This is a genomic window from Enterococcus sp. E5-162 (assembly GCF_035725965.1).
In the GTDB taxonomy this organism is placed as follows: Bacteria; Bacillota; Bacilli; order Lactobacillales; family Enterococcaceae; genus Enterococcus_B; species Enterococcus_B lactis.
Map to the genome: position 1 here is coordinate 247,840 of NZ_JAPRFV010000002.1, position 25,204 is coordinate 273,043.

Annotated in this window: 24 protein-coding genes; 19 read left to right on the forward strand and 5 right to left on the reverse strand. The window is 39.9% G+C overall.

What is annotated here, in order from left to right:
- Window positions 1-60: 60 nt before the first annotated feature.
- The 8 genes from yajC to OZZ83_RS03345 all read left to right on the forward strand — a co-directional run bounded on the left by yajC (window position 61) and on the right by OZZ83_RS03345 (window position 9,417).
- Complete coding sequence (yajC, locus tag OZZ83_RS03310) at window positions 61-441, forward strand: preprotein translocase subunit YajC (protein ID WP_002320627.1); 381 nt, start codon at window positions 61-63, stop codon at window positions 439-441.
- 304 nt (window positions 442-745) lie between these two features.
- On the forward strand, window positions 746-3,343 hold the full coding sequence (gene adhE, locus OZZ83_RS03315) for a bifunctional acetaldehyde-CoA/alcohol dehydrogenase (RefSeq protein ID WP_002344714.1): 2,598 nt from the start codon (window positions 746-748) through the stop codon (window positions 3,341-3,343).
- Between the two features lie 228 nt (window positions 3,344-3,571).
- Complete coding sequence (gene bglB / locus OZZ83_RS03320) at window positions 3,572-4,678, forward strand: beta-galactosidase BglB (RefSeq protein WP_002309738.1); 1,107 nt, start codon at window positions 3,572-3,574, stop codon at window positions 4,676-4,678.
- 16 nt (window positions 4,679-4,694) lie between these two features.
- On the forward strand, window positions 4,695-5,723 hold the full coding sequence (locus OZZ83_RS03325; RefSeq protein WP_002316606.1) for a TRAP transporter substrate-binding protein: 1,029 nt from the start codon (window positions 4,695-4,697) through the stop codon (window positions 5,721-5,723).
- A gap of 5 nt (window positions 5,724-5,728) precedes the next feature.
- Window positions 5,729-6,208 (forward strand): TRAP transporter small permease, encoded by a 480-nt coding sequence (locus OZZ83_RS03330; protein WP_002309736.1) that lies wholly within the window; start codon window positions 5,729-5,731, stop codon window positions 6,206-6,208.
- A 15-nt stretch (window positions 6,209-6,223) separates the two neighbouring features.
- Window positions 6,224-7,519 carry a TRAP transporter large permease gene (locus OZZ83_RS03335; protein ID WP_002313984.1) on the forward strand — a complete coding sequence of 432 codons (1,296 nt, stop codon included), beginning with the start codon at window positions 6,224-6,226 and terminating at the stop codon, window positions 7,517-7,519.
- A 10-nt stretch (window positions 7,520-7,529) separates the two neighbouring features.
- Window positions 7,530-8,354 carry a sugar phosphate isomerase/epimerase family protein gene (locus tag OZZ83_RS03340; RefSeq protein WP_002347818.1) on the forward strand — a complete coding sequence of 275 codons (825 nt, stop codon included), beginning with the start codon at window positions 7,530-7,532 and terminating at the stop codon, window positions 8,352-8,354.
- Window positions 8,355-8,517: 163 nt separating this feature from the next.
- The gene (locus OZZ83_RS03345) at window positions 8,518-9,417 is read left to right on the forward strand and encodes an AraC family transcriptional regulator (protein ID WP_002347817.1); all 900 of its coding nucleotides are present in this window, start codon (window positions 8,518-8,520) and stop codon (window positions 9,415-9,417) included.
- A 115-nt stretch (window positions 9,418-9,532) separates the two neighbouring features.
- Here the strand turns inward: OZZ83_RS03345 and OZZ83_RS03350 are convergent, their stop codons facing one another.
- Window positions 9,533-10,402, reverse strand: coding sequence for an AraC family transcriptional regulator (locus tag OZZ83_RS03350; protein WP_002309732.1), 870 nt, complete (start codon window positions 10,400-10,402; stop codon window positions 9,533-9,535).
- A 152-nt stretch (window positions 10,403-10,554) separates the two neighbouring features.
- Here OZZ83_RS03350 and rhaB point away from each other — a divergent pair, with 152 nt between their 5' ends.
- The 10 genes from rhaB to OZZ83_RS03400 all read left to right on the forward strand — a co-directional run bounded on the left by rhaB (window position 10,555) and on the right by OZZ83_RS03400 (window position 19,997).
- Window positions 10,555-12,015, forward strand: coding sequence for a rhamnulokinase (gene rhaB / locus OZZ83_RS03355; RefSeq protein WP_024636230.1), 1,461 nt, complete (start codon window positions 10,555-10,557; stop codon window positions 12,013-12,015).
- Complete coding sequence (rhaA, locus tag OZZ83_RS03360) at window positions 12,012-13,268, forward strand: L-rhamnose isomerase (RefSeq protein ID WP_002309730.1); 1,257 nt, start codon at window positions 12,012-12,014, stop codon at window positions 13,266-13,268. Before rhaB ends, rhaA begins: the two co-directional genes overlap by 4 nt.
- A gap of 13 nt (window positions 13,269-13,281) precedes the next feature.
- Window positions 13,282-14,127, forward strand: a complete 846-nt coding sequence (gene rhaD / locus OZZ83_RS03365; RefSeq protein ID WP_002309729.1) for a rhamnulose-1-phosphate aldolase — start codon at window positions 13,282-13,284, stop codon at window positions 14,125-14,127.
- 1 nt (window position 14,128) lies between these two features.
- Window positions 14,129-14,440, forward strand: a complete 312-nt coding sequence (rhaM, locus tag OZZ83_RS03370) for an L-rhamnose mutarotase (RefSeq protein WP_002293379.1) — start codon at window positions 14,129-14,131, stop codon at window positions 14,438-14,440.
- Window positions 14,441-14,521: 81 nt separating this feature from the next.
- On the forward strand, window positions 14,522-15,673 hold the full coding sequence (gene fucO / locus OZZ83_RS03375; RefSeq protein ID WP_002312462.1) for a lactaldehyde reductase: 1,152 nt from the start codon (window positions 14,522-14,524) through the stop codon (window positions 15,671-15,673).
- A gap of 126 nt (window positions 15,674-15,799) precedes the next feature.
- Window positions 15,800-16,558: an IclR family transcriptional regulator gene (locus tag OZZ83_RS03380; protein ID WP_002293373.1), complete on the forward strand. Its 759-nt coding sequence runs from the start codon at window positions 15,800-15,802 to the stop codon at window positions 16,556-16,558.
- A 99-nt stretch (window positions 16,559-16,657) separates the two neighbouring features.
- Window positions 16,658-17,302: a bifunctional 4-hydroxy-2-oxoglutarate aldolase/2-dehydro-3-deoxy-phosphogluconate aldolase gene (locus tag OZZ83_RS03385; protein ID WP_002320629.1), complete on the forward strand. Its 645-nt coding sequence runs from the start codon at window positions 16,658-16,660 to the stop codon at window positions 17,300-17,302.
- 6 nt (window positions 17,303-17,308) lie between these two features.
- Window positions 17,309-18,316, forward strand: coding sequence for a sugar kinase (locus OZZ83_RS03390; protein WP_002309726.1), 1,008 nt, complete (start codon window positions 17,309-17,311; stop codon window positions 18,314-18,316).
- A gap of 15 nt (window positions 18,317-18,331) precedes the next feature.
- Window positions 18,332-19,174 carry a 5-dehydro-4-deoxy-D-glucuronate isomerase gene (kduI, locus tag OZZ83_RS03395; protein ID WP_002288239.1) on the forward strand — a complete coding sequence of 281 codons (843 nt, stop codon included), beginning with the start codon at window positions 18,332-18,334 and terminating at the stop codon, window positions 19,172-19,174.
- Between the two features lie 19 nt (window positions 19,175-19,193).
- Complete coding sequence (locus OZZ83_RS03400; protein WP_002320630.1) at window positions 19,194-19,997, forward strand: gluconate 5-dehydrogenase; 804 nt, start codon at window positions 19,194-19,196, stop codon at window positions 19,995-19,997.
- A gap of 116 nt (window positions 19,998-20,113) precedes the next feature.
- Here the strand turns inward: OZZ83_RS03400 and fni are convergent, their stop codons facing one another.
- The 4 genes from fni to mvk are packed head-to-tail and all read right to left on the reverse strand — an operon-like array spanning window position 20,114 to window position 24,178.
- A complete protein-coding gene (gene fni / locus OZZ83_RS03405; RefSeq protein ID WP_002345458.1) occupies window positions 20,114-21,169 on the reverse strand; it encodes a type 2 isopentenyl-diphosphate Delta-isomerase in 1,056 nt (351 codons plus the stop codon).
- A complete protein-coding gene (locus OZZ83_RS03410; protein ID WP_002309723.1) occupies window positions 21,166-22,251 on the reverse strand; it encodes a phosphomevalonate kinase in 1,086 nt (361 codons plus the stop codon). Before OZZ83_RS03410 ends, fni begins: the two co-directional genes overlap by 4 nt.
- A 12-nt stretch (window positions 22,252-22,263) precedes the next feature.
- The gene (gene mvaD / locus OZZ83_RS03415) at window positions 22,264-23,241 is read right to left on the reverse strand and encodes a diphosphomevalonate decarboxylase (protein WP_002293367.1); all 978 of its coding nucleotides are present in this window, start codon (window positions 23,239-23,241) and stop codon (window positions 22,264-22,266) included.
- Window positions 23,234-24,178, reverse strand: coding sequence for a mevalonate kinase (gene mvk / locus OZZ83_RS03420; protein ID WP_002309722.1), 945 nt, complete (start codon window positions 24,176-24,178; stop codon window positions 23,234-23,236). The genes mvaD and mvk overlap by 8 nt, the downstream gene beginning before the upstream one ends.
- 315 nt (window positions 24,179-24,493) lie before the next feature.
- Here mvk and OZZ83_RS03425 point away from each other — a divergent pair, with 315 nt between their 5' ends.
- Window positions 24,494-25,153, forward strand: a complete 660-nt coding sequence (locus tag OZZ83_RS03425) for a deoxynucleoside kinase (RefSeq protein ID WP_002316609.1) — start codon at window positions 24,494-24,496, stop codon at window positions 25,151-25,153.
- Window positions 25,154-25,204: the final 51 nt, after the last annotated feature.

A 25,204-nucleotide genomic window follows, 5' to 3' on the forward strand; every position in this document is an offset into this window, starting at 1 on the left:
TTAGCAGCATTTTTCTGCTAAAGTGTTTTTTGTAGATACAGAATTAGTGAGGTGAAAAAAATGGGATCATTACCAATGCTTGTGATGTTTATCGCGCTATTAGCAATGTGGTTTTTTATGTCACGTTCGCAAAAGAAACAACAGCAAGAACGTCAAAACTTGTTAGATAGCATGAAACCAGGTGATTCAGTCGTAACGATTGGCGGATTACACGGAGTTGTTTCAGAAATCGACAATGATAAACGGACAGTCGTTTTAGACTGCGAAGGGATCTTCCTTGAGTACGATCGTGCAGCAATCAAAACGGTCAAACCAGGGACTGTCGTAACAAATGATGCAACAACGACTGTTGAAACAACAGAAGAACCAGCTGATACAGTTGAAGTAAAAACTGAAACAACAGAAACGCTGGAAGAGACAGAAGAGAAGAAAGAAAAATAAGTATCAAAGCTTATTTAAAGACGAGGTAGGGCAGAAAGATGTCCTACCTCGTTTTTTGTTCAAAAAAGAAAGAGATAAGAGCATGGGATACATTGCTCAATGTTGAATAATCGGGTGTGTCATATAAATAATAATAAATAACTTTATATATTTTTCTATATAAATACTTGTAAATAAAGCAATTTTGTATTTAAAAATAACTGTGAAAAAAATCACAAAAAAGTGTTTACATAGAAAAACGAATATTGTATGATATACATGTGAATGATTTAACAAATAACCATGACCCATTAGGAGGATAATGATGGCTAAAGTAATGGAAAAAGAAAAAACGAAGACAATTGACGTACAAGCAATGATTGATGGTTTGGCAGAAAAAGCAAATGTAGCATTGAAAGAAATGGAAAGCTTTGATCAAGAAAAAGTAGACCATATCGTGCATGAAATGGCAATGGCAGCTTTAGATCAACATATGCCATTAGCAAAGATGGCTGTGGAAGAAACAGGTCGCGGTGTTTACGAAGATAAAGCAATCAAAAATATGTATGCGTCCGAATATATTTGGCATAATATCAAACATGATAAAACAGTTGGTGTAATCAACGAAGATGTCCAAAAAGGATTGATTGAAATTGCTGAACCAGTCGGTGTGGTTTGCGGAGTAACTCCAACAACGAATCCGACTTCCACAACGATTTTCAAATCAATGATCGCGTTGAAAACAAGAAATCCAATCGTTTTTGCTTTCCATCCAAGTGCCCAAAAATCTTCTGCAGAAGCAGCACGAGTGGTACGTGATGCTGCTATCGCTGCCGGAGCTCCTGAAAATTGTATCCAATGGATCGAACATCCTTCGATCGAAGCGACTTCTATGCTAATGAACCATCCAGGTATCGCGATCGTCCTAGCGACAGGTGGAGCTGGAATGGTCAAGTCTGCTTACTCTACAGGAAAACCAGCTTTAGGTGTAGGTCCAGGTAACGTACCAGCTTATATTGAAAAAACAGCAAAAATCAAACGTGCAGTGAACGATTTGATCGTTTCGAAAACATTTGATAATGGGATGATCTGTGCTTCTGAACAAGCTGTGATCGTGGACAAAGAAATCTATGCAGCAGTAAAAGCGGAATTCCAAGCACACCAAGTTTATATCGTAAAACAAGATGAATTGCAAAAATTGGAAGATGCAGTGATGAACGAAGGAAAATATGCGGTCAATCCATCGATCGTTGGACATTCTGCGATGGAAATCGCCAAATTAGCAGGAATCAGTGTACCAAAAGGAACGAAAATGCTGATTGCTGAATTGGAAGGCGTAGGACCAGATTATCCGCTATCAAGAGAAAAACTTTCTCCAGTTCTTGCCATGATCAAAGCTAACAACACGGACCATGCGTTTGATTTGTGTGAAGGTATGTTGAATCTTGGAGGATTAGGACATACAGCAGTTATCCATTCAGAAAACGAAGAGTTGCATGTCAAATTCGGTCTTCGAATGAAAGCTTGTCGTATTTTAGTGAATACACCATCTGCAGAAGGCGGTATCGGTGATATCTATAACGAAATGATTCCGTCATTGACTTTGGGATGCGGTTCTTATGGTAAGAACTCTGTTTCTCGTAACGTCTCTGCTGTAAACTTAATCAATGTCAAAACTGTAGCGAAACGGAGAAATAACATGCAATGGTTCAAATTACCGCCAAAAATCTTCTTTGAAAAGAATTCTCTATTGTACTTAGAGAAAATGGAAAATGTTGAACGTGTCATGATCGTTTGTGACCCAGGTATGGTCCAATTTGGTTACTGCGATACAGTTCGTGAAGTATTGTCACGACGCAAAAATGATGTGAAAATCGAAGTCTTCTCAGAGGTTGAACCGAATCCATCGACAAATACCGTATACGCAGGAACGAAATTGATGGCAGACTTCAAGCCGGATACAGTAATTGCTCTGGGAGGCGGTTCTGCAATGGACGCAGCTAAGGGAATGTGGATGTTCTATGAACACCCAGACACATCTTTCTTCGGTGCAAAACAAAAATTCTTGGATATCCGTAAACGGACATACAAGATCGATAAACCAGAAAAGACACAATTCGTGTGTATCCCGACAACATCAGGAACTGGTTCTGAAGTAACACCATTTGCGGTCATCACTGACAGTGAAACACATGTGAAATATCCGTTGGCAGATTATGCATTGACACCGGATGTCGCAATCGTCGATCCTCAATTCGTCATGTCAGTTCCAGCATCTGTCACAGCAGATACAGGAATGGATGTGTTGACACATGCAATTGAATCTTATGTTTCAGTCATGGCTTCAGACTATACACGCGGATTGAGTCTGCAAGCAATCAAATTAGTCTTTGACTATTTAGAAAAATCAGTGAAAACACCTGATATGGAATCACGTGAAAAAATGCACAACGCTTCTACAATGGCTGGTATGGCGTTTGCTAACGCATTCCTAGGTATTTGTCACTCAGTCGCACATAAAATCGGTGGGGAATACGGGATCCCTCATGGACGGACAAATGCGATTCTTTTACCGCATATTATCCGCTACAATGCAAAAGATCCACAAAAACATGCGATGTTCCCTAAATATGACTATTTCCGTGCAGATACAGATTACGCAGATATTGCAAAATTCTTAGGTCTGAAAGGCGAAACAACAGAGGAATTAGTCGAAGCTTTAGCAACTGCTGTTTATGAATTAGGAAAATCTGTCGGCATCAACATGAGTCTAAAAGCTCAAGGAGTCACACAAGAAACACTAGATACAACCGTAGACCGTATGGCTGAATTAGCTTACGAAGACCAATGTACGACAGCTAATCCGAAAGAACCATTGATCTCTGAATTGAAACAGATCATCATTGATGCTTACAATGGATAAGCAAAAGAAAGCATAGAAAAGAGATAAAAAAATAGATGAAAAAGAACTTGGAAAACGTTGTTTCTCCAAGTTCTTTTTTTGTTTTCTAAGTATTTGAAAGTTACTTTTGTTATTTAACGTTTAGGTCAATTTTAGACAGTTTTTGTTCAAAAAGCGATATTTATAGTGAACGGTATTACTGCTATATTAAGGATATAAAATGAAAGCGTTTAAAAGGGTGGCATAAAGATGATTATTAAAGAAGAGATTTTTGTACCTAAAGAATTAGTGAAAGAAAAAATTGACCTGCTCGTTGAAAACCTGACAACGATCAAAGACGATAACGGTGAATTTTTATTGGACTTTGATGGATTGAAAGTAGATGACAAAAGCTGGACAGTATGGAATTGGCCACAAGGTGTCGGATTATACGGTATTTATAAAAATTACCAGATGACAAAAAATCCTCGCGCTTATCAAGTAGTCAATGAATGGTTTGAAGATCGGATGGAAGAAGGCGCTCCGCCAAAAAACGTCAATACAATGGCCCCATTGTTGACGATGGCTTACTTGTATGAAGACACGAAAGATTCACGCTATTTGCCTTATTTAGAACAATGGGCAGAATGGGTCATGAATGACATGCCTCGGACAAATGAAGAGGGGTTGCAACATGCCACATATGGACCGGAAAATAAGAATCAGTTGTGGGACGATACATTGATGATGACAGTGCTTCCTTTGGCAAAAATCGGGAAACTGTTGAATCGCCCAGAATATTTAGAAGAAGCTCGTTACCAGTTTATGATCCATATCAAATACTTGATGGATAAACGAACAGGGTTGTGGTATCACGGCTGGACGTTTGAAGGAAATCATAACTATGCCGAAGCATTTTGGGCTCGTGGAAACTGCTGGTTGACGATTGCTATTCCAGAGATCATTGAAATCTTAGAACTATCGAAAGAAGATGCATTGCGCAAGTTGTTGATTGAAACACTTGAAGCACAAGTGCGCGCATTAAAAACTTATCAATCTGAAAGCGGTTTATGGCATACGTTGTTGGATGATCCTTCTTCTTACGTAGAATCTTCTGCAACTGCAGGATTTGCTTACGGTATTTTGAAAGCGGTCCATAAACGTTATTTGCCGCAAGAATATAAAGAAGTCGCTTATCGTGCTATCCAAGGATTGCTTGAACAAATCGATGAAAAAGGAGAAGTCCAAAACGTTTCAATCGGGACAGGAATGGGGGATAGTTTAGATTTTTATCGGAATATCGGAATCACAGCAATGCCTTATGGACAGTCGTTAACGGTGCTTTGTTTGACAGAATTGCTCGTCTCTTATTGTTAAAAGAAAGGAAACCCATATGAAAAAAACATCACTGCTGTTTGCAGCAAGTTCGCTTAGCCTAGGTCTGCTAGGTCTAAGCGGCTGCGGAAATAATTCTAGTGTGGCAACTGTCGCAGATGCAGACGTAAATGAGACAGTTACCTTGCGCTTTGCTTATGCAAGCAACAGCCAGCCGGTAATTGATGCAATGAATGAATTTGGGCGTTTAGTAAAAGAAAAAACAGATGGTTCCGTACAGATCCAGTATTTCCCAGATGGACAACTGGGCGGAGAACGTGAACTAATCGAATTGACACAGTCAGGAGCAGTAGATTTCACAAAAGTAAGTGCCTCAGCGTTGGAAAGTTTCTCTAAAGATTATTCGATTTTTTCAGTTCCTTATCTATTCAATGATGAAGAACATTTCTTTAAGGTGATGGATAATGAAGAAATAATGGAACCAATCTACCAATCGACCAAAAATTTAGGATTTACCGGATTGACCTATTATGATTCTGGTCAGCGCAGCTTTTATATGGTAGACGGTCCGATCCATACGCCGGAAGATTTGAAGGGAAAGAAAATCCGTGTGATGCAAAGCGAAACAGCTATTAAAATGGTCGAGCTTTTAGGTGGTTCGCCAGTCCCTATGGGAAGTGATGAAGTGTACACGTCTCTTCAATCCAATTTGATCAACGGATCAGAAAACAATGAATTTGTCTTGTATACAGCTGGACATGGTGGGGTAGCTAAATACTATTCTTATGATGAGCATACACGTGTGCCCGATATCATCATCATGAATGATGCTATCAAAGAACAGCTAACTGCTGAACAGGAAAAAGCGATTGAAGAAGCAGCAAAAGAATCGACGGTTTTTGAAATCGAAGCTTTTGCCAGAGCGATTGAAGAAGAGAAAGCTTTAGCACAAGAAGAACATGGAGTTCAATTCAATGATGTAGATAATACACCGTTTCGAGAGGCAGTCGCACCGCTTCATGATACATTCAAAAACGATCCTGCCTACAAAGACCTTTATCAAAAGATCCAAGAGCAAGGAGCGTAGCTGTAATGAAAATGATTTTAAATAAGGTGTTAGAGATCCTAGGAGCTGTTTTGCTTGTTGGGATGGTCGCTGTCGTTTTATGGCAAGTATTTTCCAGAACGGTTTTAGGAAATCCGAATACGGTGACAGAAGAGCTTGTCCGATTCGGACTTGTCTGGTTTGCTATGTTGTCTTCTGCGTATGTTGTGGGACAAAAAGCACATTTAGCCGTAACGGTTTTAAGTGAAAAATTATCTGGTAAAAAAAGTAAAATTTTAGAAGTCGTTGTTCAAAGTTTATTTCTGGTATTTGCTACGATGATCATGGTGTATGGCGGATGGAATGCTGTCACGTTGACAATGGGGCAGATCTCGCCTTCTTTAAGCATTCCGATGGGGTACGTCTATTTGTCAGTACCTGTCTCAGGGATACTCATCATTATCTATAGTCTGATCAATCTAATCGATACATTAAGCAACAAGCCAGCAATTCAAGAAAAAATATAAAAATGGAGGAATAAAATGGCAATAGAAGCCGGATTAGTGTTATTTTTTGTATTTGTCGTGTTGCTTGTATTAGGGATGCCGATTGCTATAAGTATTGCATTCTCATCAATGATGACTTTATTGTTAGTTATACCGTTTGATGTTTCTGCTTTTAGTTCAGCTCAAAAAATGGTGGGAAGTATCAACAGCTTTTCGCTCATCGCTATTCCGTTTTTTGTTCTTTCAGGTATTATCATGAATAATGGAGGGATAGCCAAGAAACTAGTGGATTTTGCGATGTTGTTCGTCGGACGTGTACCGGGGGCTTTGGCTCATACGAATGTGTTAGGGAATGCTTTATTTGGTTCCATCTCTAGCTCAGCCATTGCCGCTTCTACCGCGATTGGCGGAGTCTTGATCCCTCAGCAAGTGGAAGAAGGATATGACCGGAAGTTTGCGACAGCAGTCAACATCGCGTCAGCTCCGACAGGTATGGTCATTCCTCCAAGTACTGCTTTTATCATGTATTCACTTGTTGCTGGTGGTACTTCGATTTCTGCTTTGTTTATGGGAGGGTATCTCGTAGGTATTTTTTGGTCATTAGGGATCATGCTAGTAGCATTCATCGTTGCTAAAAAGAATAAATACCCTGTTGTTGAAAAAGGGCAGATGGCTCATGCTGGAAAAATAATAAAAGAGGCGATTCCTAGTCTTCTATTGATTGTCATCATTATCGGTGGTATCTTGACCGGGATATTTACAGCAGTAGAAGCTTCAGCGATAGCTGTCATTTACTCCCTGTTGATTGCTATGTTCTACTATAAGACGGTAAAACTCAAAGATATACCTAATATGTTGTTTCAATCGGTAGCGATGTCAGGGACAATCATGTTCTTATTAGCTACTTCTTCCATGATGTCTTTTGCCATGGCATTTACTGGTATTCCTCAGGCAATCAGTTCGTTGATTATGGGGGTAACGGATAATAAACTAGTTATTCTGCTGTTAGTCAATCTCGTTTTGTTACTTGTGGGGATGTTTATGGATGTAGCGCCTGCTATCTTAATTTTTACACCAATATTTTTACCAATCGTCACAAGTGCAGGGGTTGATCCTGTACATTACGGGTTGTTTTCAATCATGAATCTGTGTGTAGGCTCAATTACACCTCCTGTGGGTACAGGGCTATATGTCGGTGCAAGTGTAGGAGGCGTAAAAGCAGAGGCAATGCTGAAACCACTTCTTCCGTTTTATGGGATTATCCTAGTCGTCTTGTTTTTGATTACCTATTTCCCGCAAATCGTCATGTGGCTACCCAATATGCTGAGTTAGGAGAATAATTATGTTGAACATTACAATTAGAGGACATGATCTTTCCCAAGTCCAAACGATAGAAGATCTTGCAGAAAAAACAAAAGAACAAGGAATCCATACACTGCAGCTCGCCTTAGGTCTTTCGTTTCCTGAAATGTCTTCTGGCGCAAACGAAATCAATTCTGGGATGGGAAATTATGTCAAACAAGTCTTAGAAAAGCAAGAAGTGTCCGTAGGAATTTTAAGCTGCTATATCAATATGATTCATCCAGATTTAACGATACGAGAAGAGTTGCTGACAAAGTTCGAGCAGTATCTTCACTATGCTTCTTCCTTTGGTGCGTCGATGGTTGCTTCGGAAACGGGATGTGTCTTGCCGGAAATTCAATATACGGAAGAAAATTTCACAGATGAAGCATTTGCTGAAGCAGTGTCCGTTATCCGTCGCTTGGTAAAAGCTGGAGAAAAATACCAAATGATGGTGGGGATAGAACCAGGTTTGAATCATCCAGTGTATTCTTTAGCAAGAGTAGAGCAGCTGATCCAAGCAGTGGATTCGGACTATCTAGGAATCATTTTAGATCCGACAAATTTGATTACAAGCACTAATTATCAAGAACAAGTCCAATTGGTAGAAGAAGCTTTTGAGCGTTTTGGTGAAAAGATATGTGCGGTTCATTTGAAAGATTTTCGTGTCGAACAGGAAAAAATCGTGCCGGTAAATTTGGGAGACGGTGTGATCGAGTACACAAAAATCAAAGAAATCATCAAGAAGAACCGTCCGTATCTGTATGTGGTTCTTGAAGAAACAAAAAATGATGGGATTCGTTATGGAAGAAGTCTTCTTGAATAATGTAAAGAAGACATTGATTAACTAATATTTAGAATGGAGGGGGCGGGGCTAGAAGATGTCACGTCTCTTCTTTTTTATAAGAGTATATAAAAGCAGCTCTTTTTGATTACAAAAAACGTGATATAATATAATTGTGCAAAACTGAACAAAGGAGGTGCAGCACATGCTCCAAAAGAAAATAAGCGGTGAGCAAGTCAATACGATGGTTTCTGATCAGTATGAAATCTATCATGTCAAAGATGTCGTCAGCCAAAATAAAACAATCTACCATCACCATGATTTTTATGAAATCCATGCTACATTAAAGGGTGAAGCGACTTTTTATTTGAATGGACGGCAATTTACGATCAAAGCAGGAAGTGTGCTGCTCATCCATTCCAACGATTTGCATCGTATCGTCCGCCAGTCTTCAGATGTATTCGAGCGTGTCTATATCTTTGTTACCCCTTCTTTTCTGGAAAGTCGTTCCACGCCATGGTCTAATCTATCGGCTTGTTTTCAACCAATGGGAGAGAAAAGGAGTCGTGTATTGCAAGTCGAACAGGAAGTATTGAAGCAAAAATTATCATTTATCGACCACCCTCCTGATAAAAAAAATTACGGTGAAGACATAAAATATGAACAAGCTCTAGTAGAATACTTGATTTTTCTCAATCAAGTAGTACAAAAAGAAGAGAGTGCGCAAGAACAGAATGCTGTAGTTCCAAATGAGCGTGTGGAACAAATGTTACAATATATCTCAAAAAATTTATCTCATCCGCTTTCTTTAGAGGAAATGGAGAAGCAATTTTTTGTCAGCAAATACCATATCACCCGAGAATTCAAAAAGTACACTGGATTTACGTTTCATCAGTATGTAATGAAGAAAAAGCTGATCTATGCCAAGCACTTGTTGCGAGAGTACCGTAGTTCTAGTGCTGTATATAGTAAAAGTGGTTTTTCGTCTTATCCACATTTTCTGAAAGCATTCAAGAGAGAGTTTGGTATAACGCCTAAAGAATTTTTGAAACGCGATACGCAAAACCAGCTTATTCATTATGAACATTTTGAAGATGAAAAATGAGAATAACCACTCCCGAATAACCGAAGTAGCTGCTGTTGTTTATATAGAAGCAGAAACTGCGGTTATTTTATTATTCTACTATATCTTTTAAAAAAGTGCGTACATATTATATGAATCAGCTAAATTTACGAAAATCTCTCGGTGATAATCCAGTTTTTGCTTTGAACAAGCGACTAAAGTAAGCAAAATTCTCGATTCCGATTTCTTCGGAAATCATTCGAATAGTAAATTCTGTATACCGAAGAAGGTCTTTAGCGTAAGAGAGTTTTTTGCTGATTAAATAATCAATTGGCGGAGAACCGATGAATTTGGAAAAATCTTTGCTCAGCTGATATTTATTCAGTAAAAATTGCTGTTCTAATTGATCAAGTGTGATCGTTTCTTTGAAGTGTTCGTCCAAGTATTGCTTAAGCTTATAAACGTAAGGGGGAATATCTTCTTCTTCGAAATCCAGTTGATACTTCTGCAAAATCAGTTCATTCAACAGCTCGTGGATAGCTACAGAGGACTGGAAATCGGTACGGGCATTCGCACCTTGCTGCATGTGGATCAATTCTGTGATCAGATGATGGATCTTGTTTTCTGATGGATCGCCTGTCGAATGGAAGGTGTTATGCCCGTCTTTTGTGAACTCTTGATAAAATGATTGGACGCTCTGACCATTCAAATGAATCCAATCCATTTCCCATGGTTCTTCGCTAATCGTTTGATAACGCTGATATTCTTGGCAGTCAATAAAAAAGAGGTCTCCAGCTTTTAGCTGGTGCTGATTATCTTTATATGTAAGCAAACCTTCGCCAGACAAAGTAAATTTTATCAAATAAGAAGGTAAATATGCTCGTTCAGTATAGTAAGGGACCGGCGCTTTAAAGTAACCGATTTCTTGGATATAAAAAAATAAATTCCTACTTCTTTGCGTAGGTGTCAAGATCACTCTTTTTGAGTCTTCCGACCATGAGTGATTGGCTTTTTCCCAGTAATCCATGTAAACACTCCCAACTTGTCAAGATAATGCAATTATATACCAAAATAGTGTGAAGCAAAATATAAGTTTATGTAATATGATAGCATTGTTAATAAATGATAACGCTTTATTAATGGAGTGTTAATCAACAATAAAGTAAAAGAGGTGGAGAAATGAATCCGACATTTGTTGCCATCGATATCGGTGCGTCAAGCGGACGACTAATGAAAAGTACGAGGAATGATGAAGGTTCTTTAGTCTTGGAAGAAGTACACCGATTCAAGAACGGCTTTCGGAAAAAAGACGGTCATGACCGCTGGAAGATCGATTATCTTATCGAAGAGATTTTGATTGGATTTGAAAAATTAAAGAAAACAGGAATCGAGCGTTGTTTTGCAGGGATCGATACATGGGCAGTCGATTACTGTTTGATTGACGAACAAGGGGAACGGATGAATGATCCGATCGCTTATCGGGACGATCGTACCGATGAAGCAGTAAAACAGTTTTCTGAAATCTATTCTCTAGATAAGTTGTATGAGCAAACAGGGATTCAGATCCAGCCTTTCAATACCTTATTTCAATTGTTTGTCGAAGAAAAAGACCATTTGGCAAAAGCACATAAATTATTATTGATTCCTGATTATTTAGGCTACGTCTTTACTGGCAATATGGTGACGGAGAAAACCAATGCGTCTACTATGCAGCTGCTGAATGCAGGAACAAAAGAGTGGGAAACAGAACTTCTTGAAAAAGTTGGTGTCTCGAAAGAATTATTTCCTCCATTGACAGAGCCGGGAACGATACTAGGAGATTTGCAAAAAGAAAAATTCTCAAAATATGATTTGCCAGATGTGACCTTTATCACAGTAGCAAGTCATGATACGGCGTCAGCTGTATTAGGCACACCAGGGCAAGGAGAACAGTGGGGCTATATCAGCAGCGGGACATGGTCGCTTTTAGGGATGGAAACAAAGCTCGCCAATGTTTCTCGCGCCGCTTTTTCTGAGAATTACACAAATGAATGGGGCGCTCATAATACGGTGCGTTTCTTGAAAAACATCATGGGGATGTGGTTGATCCAGGAAGTTGCTCGAATGCAGGAGTACGAATACAGTTACGCGGAATTGGCAGAACTTGCTGCAAAAGAAAAGCCGCTGCAACAAGTGATGGAAATCAATGACCCTCGATTTTTGAATCCTAAAAATATGATAGAAGAGATTCAGCAATACTGTTTTGAAACAGAGCAACCAGTCCCTGTCTCACCGGGAGCTATCGCTCGTTGTGTGTATGATAATCTTGCTCTTTGTTACGCACAAGAGCTGATCAAAGTAGAACACTTGACTGGAACGAAATTGGAAAAACTGCACATCGTAGGGGGCGGATCGAATAATCGCTTACTGAATCAATTGACAGCAGATTATGCCGGAATCATTGTAGAAGCAGGTCCTAGTGAAGCCACAGCAATCGGGAATATTGCCATGCAAATGCTCAGTACAGGTCAGTTTTCGAATATAGAACAAGCAAGAAATGTAATCAAACAGTCGTTTCCATGTGAAACTTTTTACCCAGATGGAAATAAGCAAAACACGAATGAATGGTACGTGAATAAAATCAAAGGAGTAATCGTATGAACACGATTGAAAGAAATTACGAACAAGCAAAAGAAAAATATGCAACTATCGGTGTAGATACAGATGCTGTACTAGAAAAGATGCAGAACATCAAAATTTCTATGCATTGTTGGCAAGGAGACGATGTCAAAGGTTTCTTGACACCGGATGGCGAATTGACTGGTGGAATCATGGCAACAGGCAATTTCCCAGGAGCTGCACGGACACCCGAAGAGCTTAGACAAGATTTGGAGAAGGCATATTCGTTGATACCGGGCAAACATAAATTGAATCTTCATGCTATCTATTTGGACACAGAAGAAGCGGTCGATCTAAATGAAATTGAGCCGAAACATTTTGAAAAATGGGTAGAGTGGGCAAAAAAAGAAGAAATCGGTCTTGATTTCAACCCGACTTTCTTTTCGCATCCAATGATGAAAGACGGCTTTACATTGGCTCATCCAGATAAAGAAGTTCGTGAATACTGGATCGAACACGGGAAAAGAAGCCGTAAAATCGCAGAATACTTTGGAAAAGAAACTGGACAAACATGTATCAATAACTTTTGGGTACCTGATGGGATGAAAGACAATCCAATCGACCGTTTTACCCCACGGAAACGTTTGATGGAATCGCTCGATGAAATTTTTACAGAAGAGCTAGATGAACGGTATGTACAAGATGCAGTAGAAAGCAAACTATTTGGTTTAGGCGCTGAAGCTTATACAGTCGGTTCCCATGAATTTTATATGGGTTATGGGTTGACTCGTGACAAACTTGTTTGTCTAGATGCTGGACATTTTCATCCAACAGAAGTGATTTCCAATAAATTGTCTTCCTTAGCTTTATTCAGCAAAGGAATCATGTTGCACGTTTCTCGTCCAGTTCGTTGGGATTCAGATCATGTCGTTTTGATGGATGATGAATTGCAGGAAATTGCTAAAGAATTAGTCCGTAACGAATTATTGGAAAAAACGAATATCGGTCTGGATTTCTTTGATGCAACGATCAATCGTATCGCTGCTTGGGTCATTGGTACGAGAAATACACAAAAAGCATTGATGAAAGCTATGCTGGAACCAGTTGAGCGATTGAAAGAAATGGAGCTGGCTTTTGACTTTACTTCAAGAATGGCTTACACGGAAGAATTGAAAGATTTCCCGTATGCCGATGTATGGAATTATTTCTGTTACAAAAATCAAGTTCCAGTTGGTTTGGATTGGCTGGAAGAAGTCCAAGAATATCAAAAAGACGTGTTGGGATTAAGAAAATAGGAGTGTGGCTATATTGAAAAAAATAGATATTTTACAAGCGCCTTATGTGAAAGAAATGATTGAAACGACATCGAATCTTTATCGCTTGGGTTGGGATGAACGAAATGGCGGGAATATTTCTTATTTACTCAAAGAAGAAGAAATCACACCGTTCTTGGATCCTGAAAAAGTGACCCGTCGCATCTCGATGATTTTTGATGCTAGCCGTTTAGCAGGATGTTATTTTATTGTAACTGGTTCAGGAAGATATTTTAAAAATGTAGCGAGCGAACCTGCCGAAAACCTTGGAATCGTTCGAGTTGCCGAAGATGGCAAAACATTAGAGCTTTTGTGGGGGTTAGAAAATGGCTGCCTTCCTACAAGCGAGTTGCCAAGTCATTTTATGAGTCATATCGCCCGTTTAGAAGTAGACCCAGATAATCGGATCGTTATGCATTGCCATGCTAGCCATTTATTAGCGATGAGCTTTACGCATGAATTAGACGAACGTTCCTTTAGTCGTACGCTGTGGCAAATGTGTACGGAATGTTTAGTTGTTTTTCCAGAAGGGATTTCCATCATTCCGTGGATGGTTCCGGGAACAAATGAGATTGGAGAAGCAACAGCTGAAAAAATGAAAGAAACTCGATTGGTTTTATGGCCGCAACATGGAATCTACGGGTCAGGAAAAGACATGGATGAAGTCTTTGGTTTGATCGAGACAGCAGAAAAGGCAGCAGAAGTCTATACGTACGTCAAAGCGCAAGGACCAATCTTGCAAACAATCACAGATGAGAATTTGTGGCGTTTAGCAGATGCGTTTGGTGTTACTCCGAAAGCAGGTTATTTGGAGGAAGTTCATACGAAAGTAGGGGTCTGACATGGTGAAAAAAGCCTTTTGCATGAAAGTTTACCCAGAAAAACAAGAAGAATACAAAAAAAGACATGATGAACTTTGGCCAGAGATGCGCACAGCACTTCGTGAACATGGGGTCATCGACTATTCGATCTATCTTGATCCGAGTACAAGTTTATTATTTGGTTACTTAGTGGTCGAGGATGAAGAGTTATGGGGAAAAATGGCAAATACACCGATCAATCAAAAATGGTGGAAATACATGGAAGATATCATGGAAACAAATCCAGATGCCTCCCCAGTCAGCCGTGAATTGACGCCAGTCTTTGAACTGTAGAAACAAGCAACTGGGCAACCGGTTGCTTGAGGTTCTTTCGTTTTAATTGTGAAAAATAATACAAATCAGGAGGAATAGAAAATGAGTAATCGAATGATTTTAAATGAAACATCGTATTTTGGAAAAGGAGCGATTGAGTCAATCGTTCCCGAATTTCAGCAGCGAGGATTCAGCAAAGCAGCTGTCATTACTGATAAAGGATTGATCGAACATGGCATAGCGACAAAAGTAACAAAGCTTTTGGATAATGCAGCAATCGATTATGCTTTATACGACGGGATCGTACCTAACCCAACAATCCAAAATGTAAAAGACGGAGTGGCTTTTGTTAAAGAGGCAGAGGCAGACTGTTTGATCGCAATCGGTGGAGGTTCGCCAATCGATACGGCAAAAGCCATTGGGATTATTTTGACGAATCCAGAGTTTTCAGATGTTATCAGCTTAGAAGGTGTTGCTGATACAAAAAATCCATGTTTACCTATCTTAGCTGTACCAACGACTTCTGGGACAGCAGCAGAGGTAACGATCAACTACGTCATCACAGATGAAGCAAATCACCGAAAATTCGTCTGTGTCGATCCTCATGATATCCCAATCGTTGCGTTCATCGACAGTGACATGATGATGGGAATGCCAAAAAAATTGGCTGCGTCAACAGGGATGGATGCTATGACGCATGCTATCGAAGGGTTGATCACAAAAGGCGCTTGGGAAATGACTGATATGCTGCATTTGAAAGCAATTGAAATCATTGGTCATTCTTTGGAAGCTTCTGTAGAGGGTGATCAAAATGGACGAGAAAAAATGGCATTAGGACAATATATTGCAGGAATGGGCTTCTCAAATGTAGGTTTAGGACTGGTACATGGGATGGCTCATCCGTTAAGTGCATGGTACAACATCCCGCATGGTGTAGCGTGTGCAGCGCTCTTGCCAACGGTCATGAAATATAACAAAGAATATACTGGAGAAAAATACCGTGAAATCGCTCTTGTGCTAGGGATCAAAGGAGCAGCTGAAATGTCTTTAGAAGATGTAAGAGATGCAGCTTGCGGTGAGATCGATCGATTGAGCAAAGCGGTTGGAATCCCAGCGACCATTTCTGAGTTAGGTGTAAAAGAAACGGATATCCCAGCAATTGCAGAAGATGCTTTGCGAGATGTATGTACACCAGGAAATCCAAGAGAAACGACAGTAGAAGAAATCATTGCCTTATATCAAAGCTTGATGTAAAAACGAAGCGGATCTTTAACTTTGAGTTGCCTATAAAGAGAAATAGCAGTTTGTATCCGGTTCTCTCTTTTAAATTGATGATATTTCCGCTATAATTTTTCTTATAAAGAAATAGGAGAATATTATATGGAAAATAAAAAACCTTATGGAACTGTATTGATCAAAGCTTCTAAAATACTAGACTATTTAGCAGAAAATCCAGACATCTCTTTGCAGACAATCGCAAAGGGTGTGGGAATGACTTCTTCTACAGTCTTGAAAATACTAGATACTTTACTGATGATCGGCTATGTAAATAAAAATTCAGAGAAAAATTATCGTTTAGGTGCAAAGCTTATTCGCTACGCGAATAAAAACATTGAACAAATCGATTTGGTAGAACTGACTTTACCATTTTTAGAACAGTTGCAGCAAAAGATCGATGAGACTATCCACTTAGGGGTATTGGACAACAATGAGATTTTGTACGTGAACAAACTAGATCCAAAACATCAAACGATCCGTATGTCTTCAAAAATCGGAATCACCCGACCATTATACAATTCTGCGATGGGTAAAGCCGTATTAGCAGAATTCAGTGAAGAGCAGTACACTGATTATCTTGAAAAACATCCGTTGATTCCTTACACGGAGTACACGATTACCAATGCCTTGCGTTTGAAAAAGGAAATCCAAACGGTAAAAGAAACCCACGTCGCATTTGACGATGAAGAAATCGAACGTGATATTTTTTGTATAGGAGCTTCAATCGTGAAAAACGAACAAATCATTGGTGCATTTAGTGTAAGTATGCCGAAATATCGTTTAACAGATGAGACAAAAGAACAAATAATCAGTGCCCTCAAGCAAACAAAAAGCGAAATCGAGCAAAGAATTCAAAAATAACGAAAAAAGCGTTTGCATTTTTTCTTTTCTGCCGTATAATATGGGTATAGATTTCCAAGTTATAAAATAAAATTTCTAAATAGGAAATAGGTGGAGAAGATGAAAAAAATTGATATTTTATCTCGATTGAAAAACGCCGGAGTGATTGCGGTGGTACGCGGAAAAAGTAAAGAAGAAGCTTTGAATGCTTGCCACGCAATCATCAAAGGTGGTCTAACTGGTATTGAGTTGACTTTTACAGTCCCTCAAGCGGATCAAGTAATCAAAGAACTTTTGTCATTCTACAAAAATCAACCAGAAATAGTGATTGGCGCAGGTACAGTATTAGACGCTGTCACAGCTCGCTTGGCTATCTTAGCTGGCGCAGAGTATATTGTTAGCCCTTCCTTTGATCAAGAAACGGCAGAGATGTGCAATCTGTATCAAATCCCTTACTTACCAGGATGTATGACGATTACCGAAATCAAAACAGCGCTGAAAAGCGGGGTAGATATCGTCAAACTATTTCCTGGAAGCGCTTATGGACCAAGTATCATTTCTGCCTTCAAGGCACCGATGCCTCAAGTCAATATCATGCCAACTGGTGGTGTGAGTCTGGACAATATGAAAGAGTGGTTCGATGCGGGTGTCGTAACAGTCGGAGTAGGTGGGAACCTTTTAGCACCTGCAGCTACAGGAGATTTTGACAAAGTAACGGAAGTCGCGCAACAGTATGCAGCAAAAATGAAAGAAATCAAGAGGTAGCTGCTTATGGGAAAAGTAGTGACACTCGGAGAAATCATGTTGCGATTGTCCACAGAACAGGGAACCCGCATCGATTCAAGTGAACGATTCGCTGCCCATTATGGCGGAGGGGAAGCAAACGTAGCAATTTCTTTAGCTAATTACGGACATGACGCGGTTTTTGCTACCAAAGTACCTGATAACGCATTGGGAAAAGCAGTCAAAAAGCACTTGCAATGCTATGGAGTAGATACGAAACAAGTATTATCTGGCGGGCCAAGACTAGGTACTTATTATATGGAAACTGGTAGTGGCGAACGCGCCGCCTCAGTGATCTATGATCGTGCCGGATCAAGCTTTGCTGAAATGGATCATTTGGAATGGTCGCTAGAGGAGTTATTCCAAGGAATAGATATATTTCATGTTTCAGGGATCACCCCAGCTTTGTCTAAAAAATGGCAAAAAATGACGAAACAAGTGATAGAAGTTGCAAAAAAAGCTGGCTGCCTGATTAGCTTCGATATCAATTATCGCGGGAAATTATGGACACAGAAAGAAGCCAGCGAAGTAATCCATCAGCTTTTACCTTTAGTAGATATCTGTTCAGCTGGAAAAATGGATGCTCTTTATTTGTTAGGTATCGAGAAAGCACCAGAAGCAGAAGAACAACCGCTGATTTATTATTATCAAAAAATGCAGGAAAAGTTCCCGAATATTCAGGTGTTTTATTCGACCAAACGTACCGTTCATTCAGCAAGTGAAAATGAATTGAAGGGGACATTGTGGATGAACCATGAATATGTGGAATCCCAAGTCCATAGAATCACCCCAATCGTGGATCGAGTAGGTGGCGGAGATGCTTTTGCAGGTGGCGTGCTCCATGGGATTTTATCCAATATGCCCCCGCAAGAAATCATTGATTTTGCTACGGCAGCTTCTGCCTTGAAGCATACGATCCATGGGGACTGCAACCAATTCAGTCAAGAAGAAGTCGCACAATTTTTAGCATGCGGCTCTGGAAAAATCATTCGATAGAAGGAGTAGAAGAAAATGCAAGAAATGGAAACACGTTATACACACAGTCCAGAAGATATCCGTCATTATTCAACGGAACAATTGAGAAAAGAGTTTTTAGTAGAAAAGGTATTCGAACCAGGAAAAATCAGTTTGACTTATACACACAACGATCGAATGATCTTTGGTGGCGTGACACCTACTGAAAAAGAATTAGAAATCACATTAGACAAAGAACTAGGTGTCGATTACTTCTTAGAACGTCGCGAACTAGGTGTGATCAATATCGGTGGACCAGGATTCATCGAAATCGATGGGCAAAAAGAAGAAATGAAAAAACAAGACGGCTATTATATCGGAAAAGAAACACGACATGTCGTATTTTCTTCTCAAGATGCTGAAAACCCAGCTAAATTCTATATTAGTTCTGTTCCAGCACATCATAAATATCCAAATGTAAAAATCAGTATTGACCAAGTAAAACCAATGGAAACTGGTGAAGGTCTGACATTGAATGAACGTAAAATCTATCAATACATCCATCCAAATGTATGCGAAAGCTGTCAATTACAAATGGGTTATACGATTTTAGAACCAGGAAGTGCTTGGAATACGATGCCTTGTCATACACATGAACGTCGTATGGAAGCTTATGTCTACTTTGATTATGCCAATGAAGATACACGTGTGTTCCACATGATGGGCAAACCAGATGAAACAAAACATTTAGTCGTAGACAATGAACAAGCTATTATTTCACCAAGCTGGTCGATCCATTCAGGTGTAGGTACAAGCAATTACTCATTCATCTGGGCAATGTGCGGAGAAAACATCACCTATACAGACATGGATATGGTGCAAATGGATCAATTAAAATAAGCATAAGGGAGAGAAAATGATGGAATTTAATATGGATATGTTTCGTTTAGATGGAAAAGTAGCATTAGTCACCGGTGCCGTCTATGGTATTGGATTTGAGATTGCACGCTCTTTAGCTACAGCAGGGGCAAAAATCGTATTTAATAATTTGAATCAAGAATCAGTTGATGAAGGTATAGCGCATTATAAAGAAGCGGGCATCGATGCAAAAGGTTATGTCTGCGATGTAACCGATGAAGAAGCGGTTCAAGCGATGGTTCAGCAAATCAAAGAAGATGTGGGTTCAGTTGATATTTTAGTCAATAATGCAGGGATCATCAAACGGACACCGATGATCGAAATGGATGCGGCTGACTTCCGTCAAGTGATCGACGTGGATTTAAATGCTCCATTTATCGTTTCAAAAGCAGTTATTCCAGATATGATCGAAAAAGGCGGCGGTAAAATCATCAATATCTGTTCTATGATGAGTGAATTAGGACGCGAAACGGTCAGTGCTTATGCTGCGGCAAAAGGCGGATTAAAAATGCTAACGAAAAACATCGCTTCTGAATACGGTCAATACAATATCCAATGTAATGGAATTGGACCAGGTTATATTGCTACACCACAAACTGCTCCATTACGCGAAACACAAGAAAACGGTGAACGTCATCCATTCGATCAATTTATCGTTGGACGTACGCCAGCAGCACGTTGGGGCGAGCCAATCGATTTGGCTGGACCATCTGTCTTCTTGGCTTCTAGCGCATCGGATTTCGTTAACGGCCATGTTTTGTATGTAGACGGCGGCATACTTGCCTATATCGGAAAACAACCTTAAACGAGGTTTAGTACACTATTTAGTGGAGAGGTTATGAAATCAGCAGCTTGAACGAATACCGAAGGACAGCTGATTAAATATCATTTATCCAAAAAAAGGAGTATGACGTAAACCAGTCATACTCCTTTTTCTGTGCGTCTTCCATACTTCACTAAGTCGATCCCTCTTGCTTCACACCAATCCTTCACTGGACCGGAAAAGATGAGAGATTGTTGGTGGAGGGACGCGGTATTCGTTGCGCCGACCATGGTATAAAGCAGACGAAGTTCCTCTTGCCATTGTTTCATCAGCATAATGGTTTCTTCCACGCCATGATTCATCAGATGAGTCAATACAGTTCCTGAAGTGCCCACTGCTTTTGCGCCGAGACAAAGGGCTTTAAATATATCATAGGCATTGCGGATACCTCCGGAGGCTAGGATTTCCATAGAAGTGTCTGCTTCATTTGCTTCAAGCAATGAGGCGACTGTCGATTGCCCCCAATCAGCTAGATAATTCAGTTCTCGCTTGGAGCGACGGGCGTTTTCAATCTGGGTGAAACTTGTCCCACTTCGACCGCTGATATCAACTGTATGAACCCCTAAAGAAGCTAAATCATTGATCGTTTCTCTTGTCATGCCAAACCCGACTTCTTTTACGATAAGGGGAACGTCAATGGCTGTTTGAATCTCTTGGATAAGTGCTTTCCAGTTAGTAAAATCACGGTCTCCCTCAGGCATGACCAACTCTTGAGGTGCATTCAAATGAATCTGTAAGGCATCTGCGTGAAACAATCGGATAGCTTCTCGGGCTCTTTCGACAGAAGTTCCTGCACCGATGTTGGCAATGATTTTCCCGTGAGGATATTCTTGTCGCATAATTGTATAAGTATCGGCTAAAGAAGGGTCCTTCAAGGCAGCGCTGACTGAACCAGTGGCAATCATCAAATCTGCTTCTCTTGCGACGATTGCAAGATCTTGGTTGATTTTTTTTGTTTTTTCGCTTCCGCCAGTCATCGCATTGATATAAAACGGGCTGCTTAGTGTAAACCCAGCTGCTTGTGTACTTAGATCGACATCAGCAACTGCTGTTTGTGGCAGAGGGTTATGAATGACCCGTACGAAATCAAATTCATTTTTTTGCTTATTATGAAAGGCTTTAGCTAGTGAAACATGTTCATCTTTTCGATTCATCGGTTTTCCTTTCTTTGATCGCTATAGACATGTAACGGTAGGGGGGTGATTTCTGCTTTTTCCCATGCACTCATTAAAGGAAGGATGCCAGATTTCTGATCAACGATCACGATGCCGCAATCCCCACCACCTGCACCGGAAGACTTTGCAGCCCCTTCATACTGTTCAGCTAAATTACATAATTTATTCAAAGCAGGTGTTTCGATAACAACCCCGGTGATAGCCGATAAATCATGCAGTAATTGTCGGTTTTTTCGAATCATCTGTTGGATCAACGTAACATTATCTTCTTTAAACCCTTTGATCATTTCGTTGACGCATTCTGTACTGTTTTTTAAGAAAAGCTGATAAGCCACCATTTTATCTTCTCTCGAACGGTGAACTTGATCGACCAAATCAGAGGTAGAGGCAGGGCTACCCGTCCAACCAATCAATAAACGTAGATCTTCAGGAGCAATCAATGGCTCAATTGAGAGACCTGGCCAATCCATGGCAAGTAACTGACTGATGGAATGCTGAGTTTCTTGTTCTTGGAGCCAAGGATGGTCGAAGGTCGAGAAGGCGATCCAGCCACCATAACAGCTAGCAGCGATGTCGCCGCAAGAACCATTATCTTGAACTGCTAAATTAGCGAGTGCTGCGATCTTGAAAATCTCTAGCTGAGATAAATTCAATGCGTAAAAAACATTCAAGGCTTTGACCGTTGCAACAGTAACAGCGCCGCTAGAACCTAATCCGTATTTCCGACCATTTGAACTGTCTAGCTCGCTTGTTACTTTCAGATCATAAAAGGATAAAAGAATGTTTTTTTCTTGTGCATACTTTTCAGTCAATCGAATAGCAGCAAGGATATAATGAAAAGGATTTTCCCGAATATCTAAAACTAATTCCCCGTTACGTCTTGTCCAACGTACAGGCATCCCGCTATATTGTGCAGATTGGATACTTCCGACTTTTCGTGCGGACTCTACAGTGACTGTCACGAATTGATCGACTGCAGCGATAACTGCCGGATGACCTGTTTCAACAACTGCATATTCTCCGGCAATATAGAGTTTGCCTGGTGCAGATACTTCAATCATAAAAATCTCCCTTTATTCAATAATCGCAATTCCTGGACCAGCGTGGGCAGTAATTACTTGTTCTTTGCTAAATAATTTAGTAAATGTTTCTTGTACCTCAGATAAATGGCTGTTTTCCACTAAAACTTTGACATTAGGGCCAGCATCCATCGTAAAGTAGCATGGAATGCCTTGCTTTCTCAATTGCCGCACCGCATCCATCGCTTTTAAGCTGTCAGGAGACCAGTAAGTGAAAGGTGGTTGGGCAGCTAAAGTCGTTCCGTGCATTTTTAGTCCGTTTCTTTCCATCGTTTCTCCGAGAAGTTGGAAATCTTTTGTTTTGATTGCTTGTTTCAATTGATATAGATCCCCTTCAACGGAATCTAACCAGCCTTGATAAAAACTGGATGTTTCGACTGTCCGACGCATCCCATTTCTGCTAGACACTTCTTTTTTCTGATCGTTGATCAAAATGAAAACCATTGCTAGATCGTCTTCGAAAGAATCAGAAGGGACTGGTTTGGCATAAGAGCTTAAGTCATCATGACCTTTTTCCCATTCGACGAAACCACCAAAAATACTTCGGCAAGCTGAACCAGACCCGCGTCGAGCAAATCTTGAAAGAGAAAGATCGTCTAATCCAAGCTTAAGGGCAGTATTACAAGCGCCTGCTAAAGCAGCTAGCCCGCTAGCAGAGGATGCTAATCCGGCTGCGGTAGGAACGAAATTCTGACTGATTACTGAAGCTTTTAGTGAGATGCCGGCTTCTTTACGAAAAAGGTCAAGAAACTGACTAACTTTTTTTGTTGCTTTTTCGTCTTGCAAGGTGTCATCTAGATAGAATTCATCTGCTATATAGCTATCAGAAAAGATAACTTCTGTTTCGGTATAAAATGCATCCAATGTCAACGAAAGACTGTTGTTCATCGGAAGGATGAGTGCTTCATTTTTCTTACCCCAATATTTGATTAGGGCAATGTTGGTATATGCGCGTGCTTTGCCTTTAAACATAGGTATGTACTCCTAATCCTTGTATCCAAGTTTCAGCCGCACCCACATCTTCAAGTGCTTGACTGATTTCTTGGGCTTTTGTTTTTGTTTGTGCTAATGCAATCATGCAGCCACCGCGTCCGCCGCCAGTTAATTTAGCCCCTAATGCACCGGTATCTTTAGCTGTTTGGATCAGTAAATCAAGGAAATCGTTGCTGATCGTCAGTTTTTCCAGAAGTGATTGTGATTCATCCATTGTTTGAGCTAACATTCCTGGTGAATTTTCAATGATTGCTTGCTTCGCTTGCTTTGTCAAGTATCCTAATTTTTGAATCATTTGTCCAGTTTCATGTGGTTGTCTTTCAAACAGGTGAGCGACATCTTTGACGGCTTCTCTTGTTTGTCCTTTGATTCCTGTATCAGCGACAATCAAAAAAGCATCAATATTCAAAGAAAAATAATCAAAAGGATGCCCTTTTGTAAAATAAATTGGCTGCAAGCTGCTAGTAGCGGCTGCATCGATCCCACTAGGATTACCATGTGCGATTTTTTCCGAAAGTTGTACATTCTCTAATAGTATTTCACGAGACAAAGGGAGTGCTAAGTAATCATAAAAAGCACGAGTGACTGCTGTGGCGACCGCAGCACTTGATCCCATTCCACGTTCAGCAGGAATCGTGCTTTCGATGGTTAGTTGCAAGTTTTTATGGATATCATGCTCTTTTTTTAAATGGATGAATAATTTTTTGATATTTTTTAATGTATGAGGAGCTTCGGCTAAATTTCCTGAATAGTAGGAAGAAACCAATTGATCGTCCATTGCATCCAGCTCTTCAAGGAATGCGGTGACTTTTGTTGCATAAAAAGGAAAGGCAATCGCCGGTTCTCCATAAACAACCGCGTGCTCGCCCATCAAGATAATCTTTCCGCTTGATTCTCCTTGGCCATAGTTTGCCATAATCTAACTCCTTCTCACGTAAAAGTGATTTTTAAGCAAAAAATAAAGCGCCCAAAACGAGTTGCGCTGCTTCACGAAATTTTTTGTCCGCTAAGGGTCTCAAAAAACATTCCTTCTTTATTTTACTAAAATCATCCCAGAAGTAAAACTAAGAATACGTTTTCTAAAGGAAAAACCCTTTTTTCTTAAGAATTTTTTGACCTTTTTACTTTTTTGACTAGAAAAAAATACGATTGACACTACTAGATATTGGGGGTATATTTAAAAAGGTTGGAGTTAAACACAATATTTAGTGATGAAGTGAGCTGGAGGTAAATGAGCGTGATCGTTTTAGCAGGTACAATTGGTGCCGGAAAATCAAGTTTGACAGAAATGATGGCTGAACACTTTGATAGTCAGGCATTTTATGAATCAATTGATGATAATGAAGTCTTGCCCTTATTTTATGCAAACCCTGAACAGTATGCTTTTTTGCTGCAAATTTATTTTTTGAATAAACGTTTTGCAAGCATCAAACAAGCAATGAAAGATGACAATAATGTATTGGACCGTTCGATTTATGAAGATTCGCTGCTTTTCCATCTAAATGCAGATCTAGGAAGAGCGACGGAAACGGAAGTTCGTGTGTATGATGAACTTCTGGAAAACATGATGGAAGAGCTGCCCTATGCTGCCCATAAAAAACACCCGGATTTATTAGTTCATATTCGTGTATCATTTGATACGATGCTAGAACGGATCGAGAAACGTGGTCGTTCATATGAACAATTGTCCTTTGACCCAAGTCTGTACGATTATTACAAAGAATTGAACAGACGGTATGATCAATGGTATGAAGAATACAAAGAAAGTCCAAAAATCCAAATCGATGGAGATCGCTATAATTTTGTGGAAGATTCTCAAGCAAAAGAAGAAGTCTTGAAAATGATCGAAGAAAAATTAGCAGAAATCCGCCAAACTGAATTAGCCATTTGATATAAAGCTACTCAAAAAAAGGATGCTCCTTTATTTGAGTAGCTTTTTTCT